Annotated in this window: 14 protein-coding genes; 10 read left to right on the top strand and 4 right to left on the bottom strand. The window is 66.3% G+C overall.

The genetic code is table 11. The features are described 5' to 3' along the window. The first annotated feature begins 63 nt into the window (after window positions 1–63). The 8 genes from cmk to galU all read left to right on the top strand — a co-directional run bounded on the left by cmk (window position 64) and on the right by galU (window position 8,317). Complete coding sequence (cmk, locus tag ACR9ZH_RS02675) at window positions 64–744, top strand: (d)CMP kinase (RefSeq protein ID WP_481289218.1); 681 nt, start codon at window positions 64–66, stop codon at window positions 742–744. A 161-nt stretch (window positions 745–905) separates the two neighbouring features. After that, on the top strand, window positions 906–2,579 hold the full coding sequence (rpsA, locus tag ACR9ZH_RS02670; protein ID WP_481289217.1) for a 30S ribosomal protein S1: 1,674 nt from the start codon (window positions 906–908) through the stop codon (window positions 2,577–2,579). An 83-nt stretch (window positions 2,580–2,662) separates the two neighbouring features. Further along, window positions 2,663–2,965 (top strand): integration host factor subunit beta, encoded by a 303-nt coding sequence (locus ACR9ZH_RS02665; RefSeq protein ID WP_167026515.1) that lies wholly within the window; start codon window positions 2,663–2,665, stop codon window positions 2,963–2,965. A 128-nt stretch (window positions 2,966–3,093) separates the two neighbouring features. Next, window positions 3,094–3,345 carry a lipopolysaccharide assembly protein LapA domain-containing protein gene (locus ACR9ZH_RS02660; protein WP_481289216.1) on the top strand — a complete coding sequence of 84 codons (252 nt, stop codon included), beginning with the start codon at window positions 3,094–3,096 and terminating at the stop codon, window positions 3,343–3,345. Continuing rightward, the gene (gene lapB, locus ACR9ZH_RS02655) at window positions 3,342–4,514 is read left to right on the top strand and encodes a lipopolysaccharide assembly protein LapB (RefSeq protein WP_481289215.1); all 1,173 of its coding nucleotides are present in this window, start codon (window positions 3,342–3,344) and stop codon (window positions 4,512–4,514) included. Before ACR9ZH_RS02660 ends, lapB begins: the two co-directional genes overlap by 4 nt. Then, window positions 4,511–5,548 carry an MraY family glycosyltransferase gene (locus ACR9ZH_RS02650; protein ID WP_481289214.1) on the top strand — a complete coding sequence of 346 codons (1,038 nt, stop codon included), beginning with the start codon at window positions 4,511–4,513 and terminating at the stop codon, window positions 5,546–5,548. The genes lapB and ACR9ZH_RS02650 overlap by 4 nt, the downstream gene beginning before the upstream one ends. Next, window positions 5,535–7,433: a polysaccharide biosynthesis protein gene (locus ACR9ZH_RS02645; RefSeq protein ID WP_481289213.1), complete on the top strand. Its 1,899-nt coding sequence runs from the start codon at window positions 5,535–5,537 to the stop codon at window positions 7,431–7,433. Before ACR9ZH_RS02650 ends, ACR9ZH_RS02645 begins: the two co-directional genes overlap by 14 nt. Continuing rightward, window positions 7,430–8,317: a UTP--glucose-1-phosphate uridylyltransferase GalU gene (gene galU, locus ACR9ZH_RS02640; protein WP_481289212.1), complete on the top strand. Its 888-nt coding sequence runs from the start codon at window positions 7,430–7,432 to the stop codon at window positions 8,315–8,317. The genes ACR9ZH_RS02645 and galU overlap by 4 nt, the downstream gene beginning before the upstream one ends. 15 nt (window positions 8,318–8,332) lie before the next feature. Here galU and ACR9ZH_RS02635 read toward each other — a convergent pair whose 3' ends face one another. Continuing rightward, window positions 8,333–9,886, bottom strand: coding sequence for an amidase family protein (locus ACR9ZH_RS02635; protein WP_481289211.1), 1,554 nt, complete (start codon window positions 9,884–9,886; stop codon window positions 8,333–8,335). 75 nt (window positions 9,887–9,961) lie between these two features. Next, window positions 9,962–11,548, bottom strand: a complete 1,587-nt coding sequence (locus tag ACR9ZH_RS02630) for an amidase (protein ID WP_481289210.1) — start codon at window positions 11,546–11,548, stop codon at window positions 9,962–9,964. 125 nt (window positions 11,549–11,673) lie between these two features. On the opposite strand from ACR9ZH_RS02630, the gene ACR9ZH_RS02625 reads away from it, so the two are divergent. Together ACR9ZH_RS02625 and ACR9ZH_RS02620 are read left to right on the top strand one after the other, a co-directional pair. After that, on the top strand, window positions 11,674–12,378 hold the full coding sequence (locus tag ACR9ZH_RS02625; RefSeq protein ID WP_481289209.1) for a c-type cytochrome: 705 nt from the start codon (window positions 11,674–11,676) through the stop codon (window positions 12,376–12,378). Window positions 12,379–12,381: 3 nt separating this feature from the next. Beyond that, window positions 12,382–13,602, top strand: a complete 1,221-nt coding sequence (locus ACR9ZH_RS02620) for a c-type cytochrome (RefSeq protein WP_481289208.1) — start codon at window positions 12,382–12,384, stop codon at window positions 13,600–13,602. Here the strand turns inward: ACR9ZH_RS02620 and ACR9ZH_RS02615 are convergent. Beyond that, entirely contained in the window at window positions 13,578–14,132 is a 555-nt protein-coding gene (locus ACR9ZH_RS02615) for a mismatch-specific DNA-glycosylase (protein ID WP_481289207.1), read from the bottom strand. The genes ACR9ZH_RS02620 and ACR9ZH_RS02615 overlap by 25 nt on opposite strands. A 113-nt stretch (window positions 14,133–14,245) precedes the next feature. Further along, window positions 14,246–15,925, bottom strand: a complete 1,680-nt coding sequence (locus ACR9ZH_RS02610; RefSeq protein WP_481289206.1) for an alpha/beta hydrolase — start codon at window positions 15,923–15,925, stop codon at window positions 14,246–14,248. Window positions 15,926–15,973 lie beyond the last annotated feature (48 nt).

Genomic DNA, 15,973 nt, shown 5'->3' with positions numbered 1-15,973 from the left:
GTCCATCGGCCGGTTGGGGCCATGACGAGATATCATGCCCGTTTCGCGAACGAGGTTGATCCCATGGCCCCTCCGGCAGCCGTCCCCGTCCTGACCATCGACGGCCCCTCCGGCTCCGGCAAGGGAACCATCAGCCGCCTCGTGGCGGAGCGCCTGGGCTGGCGCCTGCTCGATTCGGGCGCCCTGTACCGGGCCGTGGGCTACGCAGCGGGCGAGGAGGGCATCGACCTGTCCGACGCCGAGGCGGTCACCCGCTGCGCCCGGACGGTGAAGATCCGCTTCCAGCCAAGCGCCGACGGCGGGGAGACCCGGGTGCTCGTCAACGGCCACGACGCCACCGACGAACTGCGCACGGAAACGGCTGGCGCGGCCGCCTCCGCCATCGCCGTGATCCCCTCGGTGCGGGAGGCCCTGGTGGACCTCCAGCACTCTTTCCGCAAGGCCCCGGGCCTGGTCGCGGACGGGCGGGACATGGGGACGGTGATTTTTCCCGGGGCCGCCCATAAGTTCTTCCTCACGGCCAGCGCAGCCGAGCGTGCGAGAAGACGCTATAAGCAGTTGAAGGATAAGGGCCTGAGCGTTACACTTACGGTCCTTCAACGAGAGATCGAGGCGCGCGACGAGCGGGACGCGTCGCGGCCGGTCGCCCCGCTGAGGCCGGCCGAAGGCGCCGTGGTCATCGATACCACCGGCATGCCCATCGACGAGGTGGTGGCGAAAGTTTTCGCCGTGGTGCGTCCGTAGGGCGCGACGCGGCATCGGTGTCCGCGCATTGGGCGCGGGCTCTTGGCAACGGTGCAGGGGAACCCATCCAGGTATCTTCGCGCACCCTCTACCGGCGGGTCCCCCGGCCGTCTGCGACAACGCAGGCAACGGGTACGGCCTTTCATAACCCTGGAATCAACATGACTGAAAGTTTTGCCGAACTGTTTGAACAGAGCCAGCAGGCCATCTCCAAGCTGAAGCCCGGCTCCATCGTCACCGGTATCGTTGTGGAAATCCGCAACGACGTGGTGGTGATCAACGCCGGCCTGAAGAGCGAAGGCATCGTCCCCATCGAGCAGTTCAAGGACGAGTCCGGCGCGCTGGAAGTGGAAGTGGGCGACGAGGTCAAGGTCGCGCTCGATGCGCTCGAGGACGGCTTCGGCGAGACCAAGCTCTCCCGTGAGAAGGCCAAGCGTTCGATGGTGTGGGACGACCTCGAGCAGGCGTTCGACAAGGAAGAGACCATCACCGGCAAGATCTCCGGCAAGGTCAAGGGCGGCTTCACCGTCGACATCAAGGACGTCCGCGCGTTCCTGCCGGGCTCCCTGGTCGACGTGCGTCCGGTCCGCGACCCGGTCTACCTCGAGGGCAAGGACCTCGAGTTCAAGATCATCAAGCTCGACCGCAAGCGCAACAACGTCGTCGTCAGCCGCCGCGCGGTCGTCGAGACGGAGTTCTCGGAAGAGCGCGAGAAGCTGCTCGAGCGCCTGACCGAAGGCGCGGTCGTGAAGGGTGTGGTGAAGAACCTCACCGATTACGGCGCGTTCGTCGACCTCGGCGGCATCGACGGCCTGCTGCACATCACCGACATGGCGTGGAAGCGCGTGCGTCATCCGTCCGAAGTCGTCAACGTCGGCGACGAGCTGGACGTCCGCGTGCTCAAGTACGACCGCGAGCGCAACCGCGTGTCGCTCGGCCTCAAGCAGCTCGGCGACGACCCGTGGGTCGCCATCGCCCGCCGCTACCCGGTCGGCAGCCGCCTGTTCGGCAAGGTCTCCAACGTCACCGATTACGGCTGCTTCGTCGAGATCGAGCCGGGCGTCGAAGGCCTGGTGCACGTGTCCGAAATGGACTGGACCAACAAGAACGTCAATCCGGCCAAGGTGGTCCAGGTGGGCGACGAGACGGAAGTCATGGTCCTCGACGTCGACGAAGAGCGTCGCCGTATCTCCCTCGGTATCAAGCAGACCCGCTCGAACCCGTGGGAAGCCTTCGCCGCCATGCACAAGAAGGGCGACAAGGTGTCCGGCCAGATCAAGTCGATCACCGACTTCGGCATCTTCATCGGCCTGGAAGGCGGCATCGACGGTCTCGTGCACCTGTCCGACATCTCGTGGCAGGCCTCGGGTGAAGACCTCGTCCGCAACTTCAAGAAGGGCGACGAAGTGGAAGCCGTGGTCCTGGCGGTCGATCCGGAGCGCGAGCGCATCTCCCTCGGCATCAAGCAGATGGAGCAGGATCCGTTCGGTCAGTTCATGGCCACGAATCCGCGCGGCACGGTCCTGACCGGCACGGTCAGGGAAGTCGACGCCAAGGGCGCGCTGGTCGACCTCGGCGAAGGCGTCGAGGGCTACATCCGCGCGAACGACATCGCCAAGGAACGCGTCGACGACGCCACCCAGTACCTCAAGGTGGGCGATTCGGTCGAGGCGAAGTTCACCGGTATGGACCGCAAGGGCCGTCAGCTCCAGCTGTCGATCCGCGCGAAGGACGAGGAAGAGTTGGCCGACACCATGGCCGACTACCAGTCTGCCGCTGGTGGAACGACCAAGCTTGGCGCGCTCCTCAAGGAACAGATGAACAAGGCCGACTGATCGTCGGGCGAGGGGCGGCGAACCCGCCCCTCGCTGTTGTTCGATAGACCATTGCGTCAGCTTACGGAACCGCCAGGGGACCCATGACAAAGTCGGAACTGATCGAGGCGCTGGCGCGGCGCCAGACCCATCTTGCCTTCAGCGACGTGGAACTTGCCGTCAAGAGCGTGCTGGAACAGATGAGCCAAGCCCTGTCGACAGGCGAGCGCATCGAGATACGCGGATTCGGCAGCTTCGCGCTGCACTTCCGTCCGCCGCGCATGGGCCGCAATCCCAAGACCGGCGAGGCCGTGGCCCTACCTGGCAAGCACGTCCCGCATTTCAAACCCGGCAAGGAATTACGCGAACGCGTGAACCTTATCGAGGGAACCGACGCCGCGCAGTGACGCGGCGTTTTTTTTCCATCCCCGGGTACAACCGCCGGGCACGCGACGGGAACATACGGTCTGATAAAACTGTATGAATTCGTAATCGCGGCCCACCATGCCATTCAGTATTCGGGTACAGTCGCCGGATGCGTCTGATTGCAATCATTTTCCTCTTGCTGTTCATCGCTGCCGGCATCGTTTTCGGCGCCTTGAACGCCGACCTGGCGTCGTTCGACCTGGGCTTCGCCCGGTTGTCCCTGCCGAAGGGCGGGGCCATGCTCGCCGCCGTGCTGCTGGGCTGGATCCTCGGTGGCATCACCGCCTGGCTGGGCACTTCGCTAGGCCATCGCCGGCGCCGCCGCCGCGAGCGCAAGGTAGCGAACGCGACGACCGCATGAATCCGATCTGGTTGCTGGCGCTCGTTCCCCCCCTGGCTTTCGCCTGTGGCTGGTGGCTCGCCCGACGAAGCCACGTGAGGCGTTCCGGCGAACGCGTCAACGAGCTTTCCTCCGATTACTTCCGGGGCCTGAACTACCTCCTCAACGAAGAGCAGGACAAGGCGCTCGAGGTGTTCCTGCGCCTCGCCGAATACAACCGCGACACCGTCGAGACCCATCTCGCGCTCGGCAACCTTTTCCGCAAGCGCGGGGAAGTGGACCGGGCCATCCGCCTGCATCAACACCTGGTGTCGCGCCAGGGTCTGTCCGATGAAATGAAGACGGTGGCCTTGCTCGAACTGGGCGAGGACTACATGCGCGCCGGCCTGCTTGACCGCGCGGAAACGCTGTTCTCCGATCTGGTGGCCATGGACGCCCTGGCGCCGTCGGCACTGCGGCATCTCATCGCGATCTACCAGCACGAACGCGAGTGGCACAAGGCGATCGACCACGCCCGCCGCCTGGAGGCGATGACCGGCGAGGACGAGTCGGCCATGATTGCCCAGTTCTATTGCGAGCTCGCCGAGCAGTCGCGCCAGCACGGCGCACGCACCGAAGCGCGCGACTACGTACGCGATGCCTTCGCGTGCCAGGAAGACTGCGTACGTGCGCACATGATTGCCGGACGGCTATCGTCGGAGGACGACGAGGTGGAGCAGGCGATCGCATCGTACGAGGCGGCCATCGCCGCGGACATCGCCTTCGTTCCGGAAATCCTGCCGCCGCTGCTCAACTGTTACGCCCGTTCGGGGCAGATGGACCGTGCGGAAGCCTTCCTGCGCGAGATCATGGAACGCTACCACGGTATCTCGCCCGTGCTGGCGCTGACCCGTCTGTACGAGGGCAGGGACGGCGAACGCACGGCGATCGACTTCCTCACCGGGCAGCTCCGCAAGCGTCCTTCCGTGCGCGGCCTGATGGCCCTGATCGACGCCACCATGGACAAGGTGTCCGGCGAGGCGCGCGAGAACTACCTCATCCTGCGCGACCTGACCCGCAAGCTGCTCGAAGGGCAGGCGATGTATCGCTGCAGCCGCTGCGGCTTCGGCGCCAAGGCGCACCATTGGCAGTGCCCCAGCTGCAAGAGCTGGGGCACGGTCAGACCCATCCACGGCGTCGCGAACGAATGACGTCGTCCGTCGCCGACGCAGGCACCTTCGCCATCGGCTGCTTGCTCGCCGCTTTCCTCGTTTCCTTCGGAAGCGTCAGGGTGGCGATCGCCTATGCGCGGCGCCGCGGCATGGTCGACACCCCTGGCCGGCGCCGGTCGCATACGATGCCGACACCCCGTGGCGGCGGTATCGGGATCGTGCTCGGTGCGCTGGTCGGCATGCCGGCCGCTTTGTTGCTCCTGCCCGGTTCGCCGGGTGCGGCGGTCGTGGGGGCGTTCACGGTGGCGACCATCGCCGTGGCAGCCATCGGCTGGCTGGACGATCACGGCTCGTTGCCGATCCGGCCGCGCTTGTTGATCCAGCTGGCGGCCACGCTGTTGCTCTGCATCGCCATGGCCGCAGGCACCTCCAGCCTGCTGTGGGCGCTGCCGCTGCTGCTGGCAGGCGTGTGGTGCATCAACCTGCATAACTTCATGGACGGGATCGATGGCCTGGCCGCCCAGCAGGCCATGTTCTTCGGCGCCGCGTCAGCCGCCCTGGCCTGGGCGGCGGGCAGTCCCGCCATCGCCGCCGCCGGTCTCGCCATGGCCGCGGCGTCCCTGGGCTTCTGGTGGTTCAACCGCTCGCCGGCGCGGATCTTCATGGGCGACGTGGGCAGCGCCACGCTGGGCCTCCTGGTTTTTGCGATTTCAGCGATGTTGTGGGCTTTTCGCACGAACCTGCTCTGGCCCTCGTTGATTCTCTCGTCAGCGTTCGTCGTCGACGCGACCTTGACGCTGCTCGTGCGAATGCTGCGCGGTGCACGCTGGTACACTCCGCACCGCGAACACCTTTATCAGTGGCTCGTGAGACGGGGGGCGTCACACCGGCGGGTAGCCTCGGGCTACCTCGCATGGAACCTACTCGTCTGTATTCCCGTCGCATGGATCGCGTTCCGCTCGCCAGCGGCGGCGCCCGCGTGCTTCGGGGTGGTGTACCTGCTGGGGGCAGCGGTCTGGCGTACTGGCAAGCGTTACGGCTTGCGTCGAAGGGAGCGACATGTTTCTGCGTAAGTTCATCGGCATCATCCATCCGCGCACGGCTGTCGTGGCACACGACCTGGCCATGTCGGCACTGGCGTGGTGGATCGCCAAGACGTTGCGCTACGCGCTGATGCCGGACCTCGCGCCGGTGACCTACCTGCCGATGGAATTCCCCATCGTGCTGCTGGTCCAGGGCGCGGTCTTCAACTGGACCGGCCTGTACAAGGGGGTCTGGCGCTTCGCCAGCCTGCCCGACCTGTGGAACATCATTCGTGCCACGGTGATCGGTGCGCTGATCATCGGCCTGGCCATGGTCATGTACGCGCGCCTCGACGGCGTGCCGCGCTCGGTACTCCTGGTGTATCCGGTGGTGCTCGTGGTGCTGCTTGGCCTTCCGCGCCTGAGCTATCGCTTCTGGAAAGACAGCCGCATCGACCTGTTCCAGTCGGTGCCGACCAAGCGGGTGCTGATCGTCGGTGCCGACCGTGCCGGCGAGGCGCTCTCGCGCGACCTGCGCCGCGACAGCCGCTACAGCGTCATCGGCTTCGTCGACGACAACCTTGCCCTGCGCGGCGCGCAGATCGGCGGTATCCCGGTGCTCGGCACCGTCGACCAGCTGGCCGAACTGTCCAAGGCCGTGGCGGTACAGATGCTGCTCATCGCCGTGCCCGGCGCGACCACGGCGCAGATGCGCCGTATCGTGGCCTTCTGCGAGAGCACCGGCCTGCCGTTCCGTACCGTACCGCGCCTCGAGGACGTCGTCGCGGGACGTGCGCAGTTCAACGAGATCAAGGAAGTCGCCATCGAGGACCTGCTTGGCCGCGACGCGGTGGAGCTGGACTGGACCGCGATCCGGGAAAACATCAGCGGCCGCCGCGTGCTGGTCACCGGCGGCGGCGGTTCGATCGGTTCGGAACTGTGCCGGCAGGTGGCGCGCCTGGGCGCGAGTTCGCTCACGGTGGTGGAGATGTCCGAATACAACCTCTATCGCATCGGCCAGGAACTGACCTCGGCGTATCCCGAGCTCATCTTCAACGGGGTGCTCGCCGATGCACGCGACGCGACGGCGGTCAACCGCCTGTTCGAAGAGACCCAGCCGCAGATCGTCTTCCACGCCTCGGCCTACAAACACGTGCCCATGCTGCAGGGCCAGCTGCGCGAGGCCTTCCGCAACAACGTGATCGGCACCCGCATCGTCGCGGACGCGGCCGTGCGTTGCGGCGCCGAGTCCTTCGTGCTGATCTCCACCGACAAGGCGGTCAACCCGACCTCGGTGATGGGCGCCTGCAAGCGCATGGCGGAAATCTGGTGCCAGAACCTCGCGGCGCATACTTCGACACGTTTCATTACGGTGCGATTCGGTAATGTGCTGGACTCCGCCGGTTCGGTGGTCCCGCTGTTCCGCCGGCAGATCCGGCAGGGCGGGCCGGTGACGATCACCCACCCGGAGATCTCGCGCTATTTCATGACCATTCCCGAGGCCTGCCAGCTGATCCTCCAGGCGGCCAGTCTCGGCAAGGGCGGCGAGATCTTCGCGCTCGACATGGGCGATCCGGTGAAAATCCGCGACCTCGCCGAGCAGATGATCCGCCTGGCGGGGAAACGGCCTGGTTCGGACATCCAGATCGTGTACACGGGGCTGCGCTCCGGCGAGAAGTTGTTCGAGGAACTGTTCCACCCGCTGGAGAACTACACGAGCACGACACACGCGAAGATCTTCCAGGCTCAGCATCGCCAGGTTTCCTGGGAATTGCTGCAGACCCAGCTGGCACGCGCCGAGGAGGCCGTGGCAGCGTTCGATGAAGAAACCCTGCGCCGGTGCGTGTCGCAGTTGCTGCCGTCCTTCCGTTGGAGCGAGCCGCAGACCGACAACGTACTGCCGCTACGCCGCAACGAAAGTGGAGACATTGCATGACCCAACCCCTGCGCAAGGTCGTATTTCCCGTAGCCGGCCTCGGTACGCGATTCCTCCCCGCGACGAAGGTGGTGGCCAAGGAAATGCTGCCGGTGCTGGACCGTCCGCTGATCCAGTATGCGGTGGACGAAGCCGTGGACGCGGGCGCCGATACGCTGGTGTTCGTGACCAATAGGTACAAGCACGCGATCGCCGACTACTTCGACAAGGCTTACGAACTCGAGGAAAAGCTCGCCGAGAAGAACAAGGAAGAGCTCCTCGCCATCCTTCGCGGCATCCTTCCGCGCCATGTGCGTTGCGTGTTCGTCACCCAGCCGGAAGCCCTCGGCCTGGGCGATGCCGTGCTTCGTGCCGCCCCGGTGGTGGGCAACGAGCGTTTCGGCGTGATGCTTCCGGACGACCTGATCTGGAACAAGGGCAAGGGCGCGCTGCGGCAGATGGCCGAGGTGGCGGAAGCCAACCAGGCCGGCGTCATCGCCGTCGAGGAAGTGCCTGAGAAGGACACGGACAAGTACGGCATCGTGGACGCGAAGGAGCAACTCAACGAGCGCACCAACGTCATCACGCACATGGTGGAAAAGCCGAAGCCGGCGGATGCGCCCTCGAACCTCGCCGTCGTGGGCCGTTACGTGCTGCCTTGCGAGATCTTCGACTACCTCAAGAACACCAAGGAAGGCGCCGGCGGCGAAATCCAGCTCACTGACGCCATCGAAAACCTCCTGAAGGACAAGGGCAGGGTGCTTGCCTACCGCTTCGAAGGCACGCGCTTCGACTGCGGAAACAAGGCCGGTCTCGTGCGCGCCACGATGGCGATGGCCCTGGAAGACCCGAAGCTCGCGCCGATCGTTCGCGAGTTCGCCAACAAGAGTGTCGTCCCGGCCTGAGCCGGGACTTTCCGGTCACTCTTCCGGCAAGGTGGGCAGGAACCGCGGCGGGCGGAACGCCGGGGTTCCCTTTTCGATTGCGGCCGCGATCGAGATCAATGCCGGTTCGCTCCACCGGGTGCCGAACAGCAGGATGCCCATCGGCTGCTCTCCCTCGAAATGGGTGCGAACGGTAACCGCCGGATAACCTGCCTGCGAAGCATGACGCAGCGTCGACCATGCTCCGATCAGGGCGTCCAGGTTGTGCGCACCCAGTGCGGCATCGATGCCCTCCAGCCCGGCTTGCCGCGTCGTGGCGCTGCGCCGTTCGACGTAGAGCGGATCGTCGGTCGAAGGAGCGTTCCTGGCACTGAGGAACAGTTCCTGCCCGAATTGACCGAGTTCCCGCGAGCGTTCCCGCTCGTTGAAGGCGATCAGGTCGTCGAGGGTCCGGAGCGGCTGCTCCGCGCGCGTGGCGAGGTATGCAACGATGTCACGCCTGAATTCGGTCAGCAGCAGGCTGAGATCGCTCGCCATCGTGGTCGACATCGCGGGAAGTTCGACGGACTCGACGACGATCGCTCCGTTCTCCCGCAAGGCGGCAATCGCGTGTTCGGTCGCAACGGGCGATCGATCATAGTCGCCGCCCGCGATGCGCACGACGCCGATGCGTTTGCCGCGGACATGCTCCGGATTGAGGAAGCGCGTGTAGTCAGTGGCGTGCCTGCCGGCTTCCATCGTGGCGGGATCCGCTGGGTCGGGGCCGGCTATGACGCTCAGTACGGCGGCAGCGTCGGCCACGCTGCGCGCTATCGGACCGACGGAGTCGGCTTCGCGCGAAACGGGGATGACGCCGGCCCGGCTGACCAGTCCCACGGTCGGCTTGATACCCACGAGGCCCATGGCGTCCGCTGGCCCGAGGATCGACCCGTTCGTCTCGGTTGCAAGGGATACGGTGGCGAGGCCGGCCGCCACCGCCGCGGCCGAACCGGAGCTGGACCCTCGCGGGTCCAGGTCGAGTGCGAAGGGATGGCGGGTCTGGCCGCCACGGGCGGACCATCCATTGACGGAATGGATCCCGCGAAAGTTCGCCCATTCACTGAGGTTGGCTTTCCCGAGGATGACGGCGCCGGCTTCGCGCAGTTTGCTTACGACGGTGGCGTCCTGGCGGGCCGGCCGGGCGAACGCCAACGAACCGGCCGTGGTGCGCATGCGGTCGCCGGTATCGATGTTGTCCTTCAGCAGGATGGAGATGCCGGTGAGCGGCTGCGTACGGCCATCGCGGTATGCGTGCGTCGCGACGTACGCGGCGACCGCGGCGTCGGGGTTGGTCTCGAGCACCGAACGGAGCGTGGGGCCTGTCCTGTCGATCGATTCGATGCGCTCCTGGAACAGGAGGGTCATGTCCAGGGGCGTCAGTTCGCCGAGCGCATAGGCCCGGCGCAGAGCGTCGATCGGGAGATAAGCGTCGTCCGTCGTCGGTGTCCGTCTCGCCGGATAGGCATAGGAGGGGGCGGCGGCCACGACGAATGCGAGCGACAGCATCGCCCCGGCGAGACGTCCGTGGCGGCGCATCATTGGGAATGTCATGAGTGTCTCCTGTCGAGAGCCGGCGGTTCGCCGGTCCTCAACAGTGTCGAAACGCTCGCTCCCCGGAAAGCGACGTCACCTGACCGGTAAGGTGGGCAAATACTTTGGCCGGCGGAACGCCTTCGCCTTCTGCTCCACGCCATAGGCGATGGCGATCAGGGTGGGTTCGCTCCATTTCGCGCCGAACAAGACCACGCCGATCGGCAGCTCGTGGGCGAACTCCACGGGCAGGGTGATCGACGGGTAGCCGGCGATGGCCGCGGGCGCGGATACGCCGCCTACCGTGGGATCGCCGCTGACCACGTGGTCGCCGAGCACAAGGTCGTTGACGAAGGCGGGACCCCAGCTGGGTGCGAGCAGCGCGTCGAGCTTGTCCTTCGCCAGCGCCGCGTCGATGCCTTCCGGACCCGCCAGACGCTTGTTCTTGTCGCGCATGGCGACGTATTCCGGATCGTCCAGGCCGCCCTTCGCCTGCGCCGCAAGGAACAACTCCTGTCCGAACCAGGGCATCTCCTTCGCCGCCTCGCGCTTGTTGAAGGCGATGAGGTCGGCCAGCGTCTTCATCGGCTGGTCGGGGCGCGTCGCCAGGTAAGCGGCGATGTCGTGCTTGAACTCGTAGAGCAGCACGTCGATCTCGTGCTCGCTCAGTTCCTTCAGGTGCGGAATCTCCACGTTGTCGACCACCATCGCGCCTTGTGCCTTCAGCAGCGCGATGGTGTGCTCGAGCGCGCGATCCGCGTTCGGCTCGATGCCGGCCAGTGCCCGCACCACGCCGATGCGCTTGCCGCGCAGTGCGTTCGGGTCGAGGAACTTCGTGTAATCGGTGGCGTGCTTGTCCGCTTCGGCGGTGGCGGGATCGCGGGCATCGGAGCCGGCGATCGCGCTCAGCACCGCCGCCGCGTCCGCGACGCTGCGCGCCATCGGCCCGGCGGTGTCCTGGCTATGCGAGATCGGCACGATGCCCGTGCGGCTGACGAGGCCTACCGTGGGCTTGATGCCGACGAGGCCGTTCATCGAGGCGGGGCAGATGATCGAGCCGTCGGTCTCGCTGCCGATCGCCACCGTGGCGAGGCCGGCCGCGACCGCAGCGCCCGATCCCGCGCTCGAACCGCAGGCATTGCGGTCGAGCACGTACGGATTCACGGTGAGGCCTCCGCGCCCGGTCCAGCCGCTGGTCGCGTGGTTGGAGCGCATGTTCGCCCATTCGCTGAGGTTCGTCTTGCCGAGAATGACCGCGCCCGCCTTGCGTAGACGGGCGGCGACTTCGGAATCGTGCGGCGCAGGTTTCACCGTGAGGGCCAGCGAGCCGGCACTGGTCATCATACGGTCGCCGGTATCGATGTTGTCCTTGAGCAGGATGGGGACGCCCGCGAGCGGTCCCGCGCCACCGCTCTTGCGCGCGATCGCCAGGGCATCCGGATTCGTCTCCAGCACCGAGTTGATCGTGGGGCCGGCCTTGTCGATCTTCGCGATGCGATCCAGGAAGAGCCGGGTGAGGCCCTCCGGCGTGAGGGACCCCGACGCATACGCGGCGCGTACCTCGGCGATGGATGCGAAGGCGTCGTCCTCGCCCGCCTCGCGAGCCTGGGCGGCGGACGCCACGTGGAACGACAGCGCCATGGCGGCGGCGAGGGCCAAAGGCCTGGTCCAGCGATGCTGCATCGGTTTTCCCCCTGGTCGGACGAAGCGTCGCACTCATCTTAACCGGATGGCCCCGGGCATATACTGCGCTCATGCCATGCCCGGATGCGTCACGGGCCAGCCAACGTTCCACCAGGGAGTGCCACATGCGTCGTCTCCTTCGCCGGTTGCTCGCCACGGCCGCCGTGCTCTGCGCCGTGCCCGTGCCGGCCGCCGATTCGCCCCCTGTTCCCGACACGCTGGCCCAGCGCATCGCCGCCTGCACGAGTTGTCACGGCGAGCATGGCGAGGGCGGCGACAACGGGTTCAATCCGCGCCTCGCCGGCAAGCCTGCCGGTTACCTGCACCGGCAGATGCAGGACTTCCAGCGCGGCCTGCGTCACTACGACATCATGGAGTACATGGTGGCGCCGCTGACCGATGCCTACATGCAGGAGATCGCGGAATACTTCGCCGGCCAGGATGTGCCGTACGCGAAGCACCCCGTGCCGCCGACGACGGCCGCCGCGATGACGCGCGGCGAACAGCTGGTCACGCGGGGCGACCCCGCACGTGGCGTGCCGGCTTGCATGGCCTGCCATGGTCCGAACCTCACCGGCGTGCAACCCGACATTCCGGGACTGGTGGGCCTGCCCTACGATTACATCAGCGCGCAACTCGGCTCCTGGCGCACGGATACCCGCCGTACCGTCGAGCCCGACTGCATGGCGACCATCGCCGGCCGCCTGAGCGATGCCGACATCAGCGCCGTGTCCGCCTGGCTGGCCCAGCGCCCGGTGCCTGCCGATGCCCACGCGGAGCCGGCTGGCAGCGTGAAGCCGCCGCTCCGCTGCGGCGTGCTGGGAGGCTGAGCGATGAAGACCTCCTCGCGTCTGTTCGCATGGCTCGCGTTTTCCCTCGCCGCCACGGCCGTCTCCGCCACGGACGACGTGCAACGCGGGCAATACCTCGCCACGCTGGGTGACTGCGCTGCCTGCCATACGCCGCGTAATGGCCAGCCCTTCGCCGGCGGCCGCGTCGTGCCAACGCCGTTCGGCGCCATCCCCGCGCCGAACCTCACGCCCGATCGTGAGACGGGCCTCGGCGACTGGAGCGCCGAGGACTTCTATCGCGCCATGCACTCCGGCATCGGCCACGATGGCACCTCGCTGTACCCCGCGTTTCCATTCACCTCGTATACGAAGGCCACGCGCGCGGACACGGATGCGATCTTCGCCTACCTGCGCAGCCTCCCGCCGGTGAAGCGCGCCGATACGTCGAACACGCTTCGCTGGCCGTACCGCATGCGCTCGCTGATGGGTGCATGGCGGGCGCTCTATTTCGACGAGGGCGAATACCAGGCGGATCCGAAGCGTTCGGCGGCGTGGAACCGCGGGGCGTACCTTGTCGAGGGGCTCGGTCATTGCAACGAGTGCCATGCGAGCCGCAACAGCTTCGGTGCCATGGCGAAGGATCCGTTCCTCGCGGGTGGCATCGTGCCGGTCCAGAACTGGTATGCGCCCGACCTTTCCATGGGGGCGAACGGAGGCCTCGCCGGCTGGAGCGAGGCGGACGTGGTCGCGCTGCTGAAGACGGGCCGCTCGGCGAAGGGAACCGCGTTCGGTCCCATGGCCGAGGTGGTGATGCGCAGCACGCAGCACCTGAACGACGAAGACCTCGCGGCGATGGCGACATACCTGAAATCATTGCCCGGTCGCGAGCCACTACGGCAGCGCGAGCAAGCCGTCAACGCGCGCGAACTGGCGCTGAAGGGAGAGAAGGTCTACGCGCAGCAATGCGCGGAATGCCATGCCGCCGACGGTCGCGGCAAGGGCGAGGCGTATCCACCGCTGGACGGCAACGCCTCGGTCATGGATCCCACCGGCATCAATACCATCCGCATCGTCCTGTCAGGTGGATTCGCGCCCGCCACGAAGGACAACCCGCGGCCTTATTCGATGCCGCCGTTTACGCAGAAGCTCAACGACGACGACGCGGCTGCGGTGGTGACTTACATCCGCCAGGCGTGGTCGAACAAGGCGGCTTCGGTGTCGCCGGCCGATGTACGGGCTTATCGGTCCACACCCGGTAGCTGAGCTATGTCGTCAGGCCTCGACGTCACGAAGTCGGCCAGGGCTTGCCAGACGCGAAGATCCCATGATCGTCGCGCCTGGCCGGAAGGTGAGGGCAGGACGAAGGTGGGAACACCGCCGAAGCGCTCTTCCTGCAAGCCGTAAGCGATGCCCTTGCCCAGCGCGGCCGTGCCGCCGTGCTTGCTGGTGAAGGCCAGCGCGCCCGGCGCGTGATGCGCGACCTTGCCACGCAGTGCTGCGACGTCGAAGGCATCGATGGGTAGTTCGGCATCGTTCCCGTAATGGAATTTCGAAAGGTCCGTCAGTCCGATGCCGAAGGTCGGCAGCAAGGGGTATTCGGCGGGCGCGAGCAGGCGTGGCGTCAGGCCCACCGCAAACAACGCGCGCCAGAACATGTTGCCCGGATGCGCATAGTACGCGCCCTCCTGCGCCGACCGAGTGCCTGCGGCCGTTCCGCAGAACACCACACGCAGGCCGGGTCGCAGTAAGTCCGGGAGCACGAATGCCTTCCCACGGTCGTCATGATTTGCCATGCCCGGCACTTTAGCGTGCGGTCAAAGCTCGCGACCGTGACACGGGTGCCAACGCGGGGAAGGCGTCCCGATCGACGGCTCCGAAGGGGGGGCTAAGGCTAGTGATCCCTTCTTCAGCCATTCCCAAGCAGGGCTCTGAGATCGCGTACGGCTTGTTCCAGGACGGCCTTGTCTTCCGGCGACTCGCGTCTGCTTCGCTCGGGGTCCGTCTGCGCCGACTTGCATGAAGAGAACCGCTTTGCCGGCAATTCACCGGTGAGGAGAAAGCGGCTCGCGGCATCTTCGATGCATCGAGCGTTCAGGCTGGCGAAGATGCCGTGTCCCCGGAGGCCTTCGGCGACCAGCATGTACGCGCCAGGCGTAGCGACGAAGGCCTTCTTCGCGAGGCTGAGCGGGGTGGAGACGTCGAATTCCGCCTGGACGATGAGAACGGGCTGTGCCTTTGCCAACCGTTCCAGCGCGGGGCGCTGCCTCGCAGGGAAGGGCCACGCGCTGCACAGCAACGCCATGACGAGATCGGACGGTTGGGCGGCTGGATAGAGGAAGGCGTGCGTCATGGCATTGCCTCGCACATGGTCCAGTGTCTTCGGCCAGGGCGTATCGCCGCAGACCACGCTCGAGTAGACCGCAAAATTCAGGTCTGCCGGACTTGCGAGGCCGAGAACGTCGCGCTTCGGTTCGTCGCGCAGCATGTCTTCCGCCGCGGCGCGAATGGCACTGTCCAGGGTGTCGTCGGGGCTGAAACGGTGCTTCGCCAGTCGCTCGCGCAGCTTGTCCGTTTCGATCTTTCTGCCCGGGCCGCGCCATTCGGCCAAGGCCAGCGCGGCCACGAGGTGCTCCGGCGTGCGGACCTGTGGCGCCCATAGCGACAATGCGTGTAGTGGCAGGTTCCTGAATCGCCCAAGGATGGCGGTCGCGTCCTTACCGAGACCGTAGCGCGGGTCGGAGATGACCGGCTGGAGGATGTCGCGATGGAATGCCGACTGGATCGCCCGGTTGCCGGCCTCGAGTTGCTCCTTGAAGGTGCCTGCATAGTTCATCGAGGAATCGAACACCATGCGGCCCGCATGTTCGGGATAGGTTGCCGCATAGTAGGCGCCGATCCAGGTCCCATAGGAGATGCCGAGGAAGTTCAGGCGTGGCTCGCCCAGGGCGAGACGCACCTGTTCCAAGTCGGCTACGTGGTTCGAGGTGCCGATGAATTGCCGGCGCCAGTCGGAACATGTTTCCGCGGCGCGGATGTGCGCCTTCACCGTGGCTTGCCACCGCGCGAGGTCATCCGCGCGAATGCGCGGATCCATCGACGGGATGGATGGGCAGGAGATTTCACCGCTGCCTCTCAGTCCTCGCGGGATCACCGCCACGAGGTCGTACCGGGCGGCAAGGTCGCGCATGCCTGCAGACGCCGATCCGGCGTAGTGCATCGACCATACGTAGGCCATCAGCGGAAGAACGGGCAGCGGACTGACGCCGGGACCCCCGTAGTTCACGAAGAGGGAGCCCAGGCGCCTGGCCGGATCGCCTGCCTTGACCCTGATCATGCCGACGTCCATGAAGCCGGCATAAGTCTTGCCGGATTCGGCGGTATTCGCTGTCGGAACCGACATGCTGCCGCATTCGAGCCGGTCTCCCAGATACGCCTTGATGGCATCCGGCAGGCCGCCGCCGGCACACGGGCGCCAGGAGATGCCCGGAACCGGCGTCTCCGCCCTCGCTTCGGCATGCACGGTCGCAGCGAGGTTGAACATAACGGCAGCGGCGCCGGCGAACCGCCGGTCAATGAGCAGCTTCATGCAGGCGGTCCTTCGCATGGGTGACAGGTGGCACTTCGCCGGAGTCGG

Source organism: Luteibacter sp. SVR4-7G (genome assembly GCF_056755555.1).
This window is presented reverse-complemented; position numbering and strand designations above follow the sequence as displayed.

Coding starts and splice junctions, on each gene's coding strand:
- cmk (WP_481289218.1), top strand. CDS start 64: ATGGCCCCTCCGGCAGCCGTCCCCGTCCTGACCATCGACGGCCCCTCC.
- rpsA (WP_481289217.1), top strand. CDS start 906: ATGACTGAAAGTTTTGCCGAACTGTTTGAACAGAGCCAGCAGGCCATC.
- ACR9ZH_RS02665 (WP_167026515.1), top strand. CDS start 2,663: ATGACAAAGTCGGAACTGATCGAGGCGCTGGCGCGGCGCCAGACCCAT.
- ACR9ZH_RS02660 (WP_481289216.1), top strand. CDS start 3,094: ATGCGTCTGATTGCAATCATTTTCCTCTTGCTGTTCATCGCTGCCGGC.
- lapB (WP_481289215.1), top strand. CDS start 3,342: ATGAATCCGATCTGGTTGCTGGCGCTCGTTCCCCCCCTGGCTTTCGCC.
- ACR9ZH_RS02650 (WP_481289214.1), top strand. CDS start 4,511: ATGACGTCGTCCGTCGCCGACGCAGGCACCTTCGCCATCGGCTGCTTG.
- ACR9ZH_RS02645 (WP_481289213.1), top strand. CDS start 5,535: ATGTTTCTGCGTAAGTTCATCGGCATCATCCATCCGCGCACGGCTGTC.
- galU (WP_481289212.1), top strand. CDS start 7,430: ATGACCCAACCCCTGCGCAAGGTCGTATTTCCCGTAGCCGGCCTCGGT.
- ACR9ZH_RS02635 (WP_481289211.1), bottom strand. CDS start 9,886: ATGACATTCCCAATGATGCGCCGCCACGGACGTCTCGCCGGGGCGATG.
- ACR9ZH_RS02630 (WP_481289210.1), bottom strand. CDS start 11,548: ATGCAGCATCGCTGGACCAGGCCTTTGGCCCTCGCCGCCGCCATGGCG.
- ACR9ZH_RS02625 (WP_481289209.1), top strand. CDS start 11,674: ATGCGTCGTCTCCTTCGCCGGTTGCTCGCCACGGCCGCCGTGCTCTGC.
- ACR9ZH_RS02620 (WP_481289208.1), top strand. CDS start 12,382: ATGAAGACCTCCTCGCGTCTGTTCGCATGGCTCGCGTTTTCCCTCGCC.
- ACR9ZH_RS02615 (WP_481289207.1), bottom strand. CDS start 14,132: ATGGCAAATCATGACGACCGTGGGAAGGCATTCGTGCTCCCGGACTTA.
- ACR9ZH_RS02610 (WP_481289206.1), bottom strand. CDS start 15,925: ATGAAGCTGCTCATTGACCGGCGGTTCGCCGGCGCCGCTGCCGTTATG.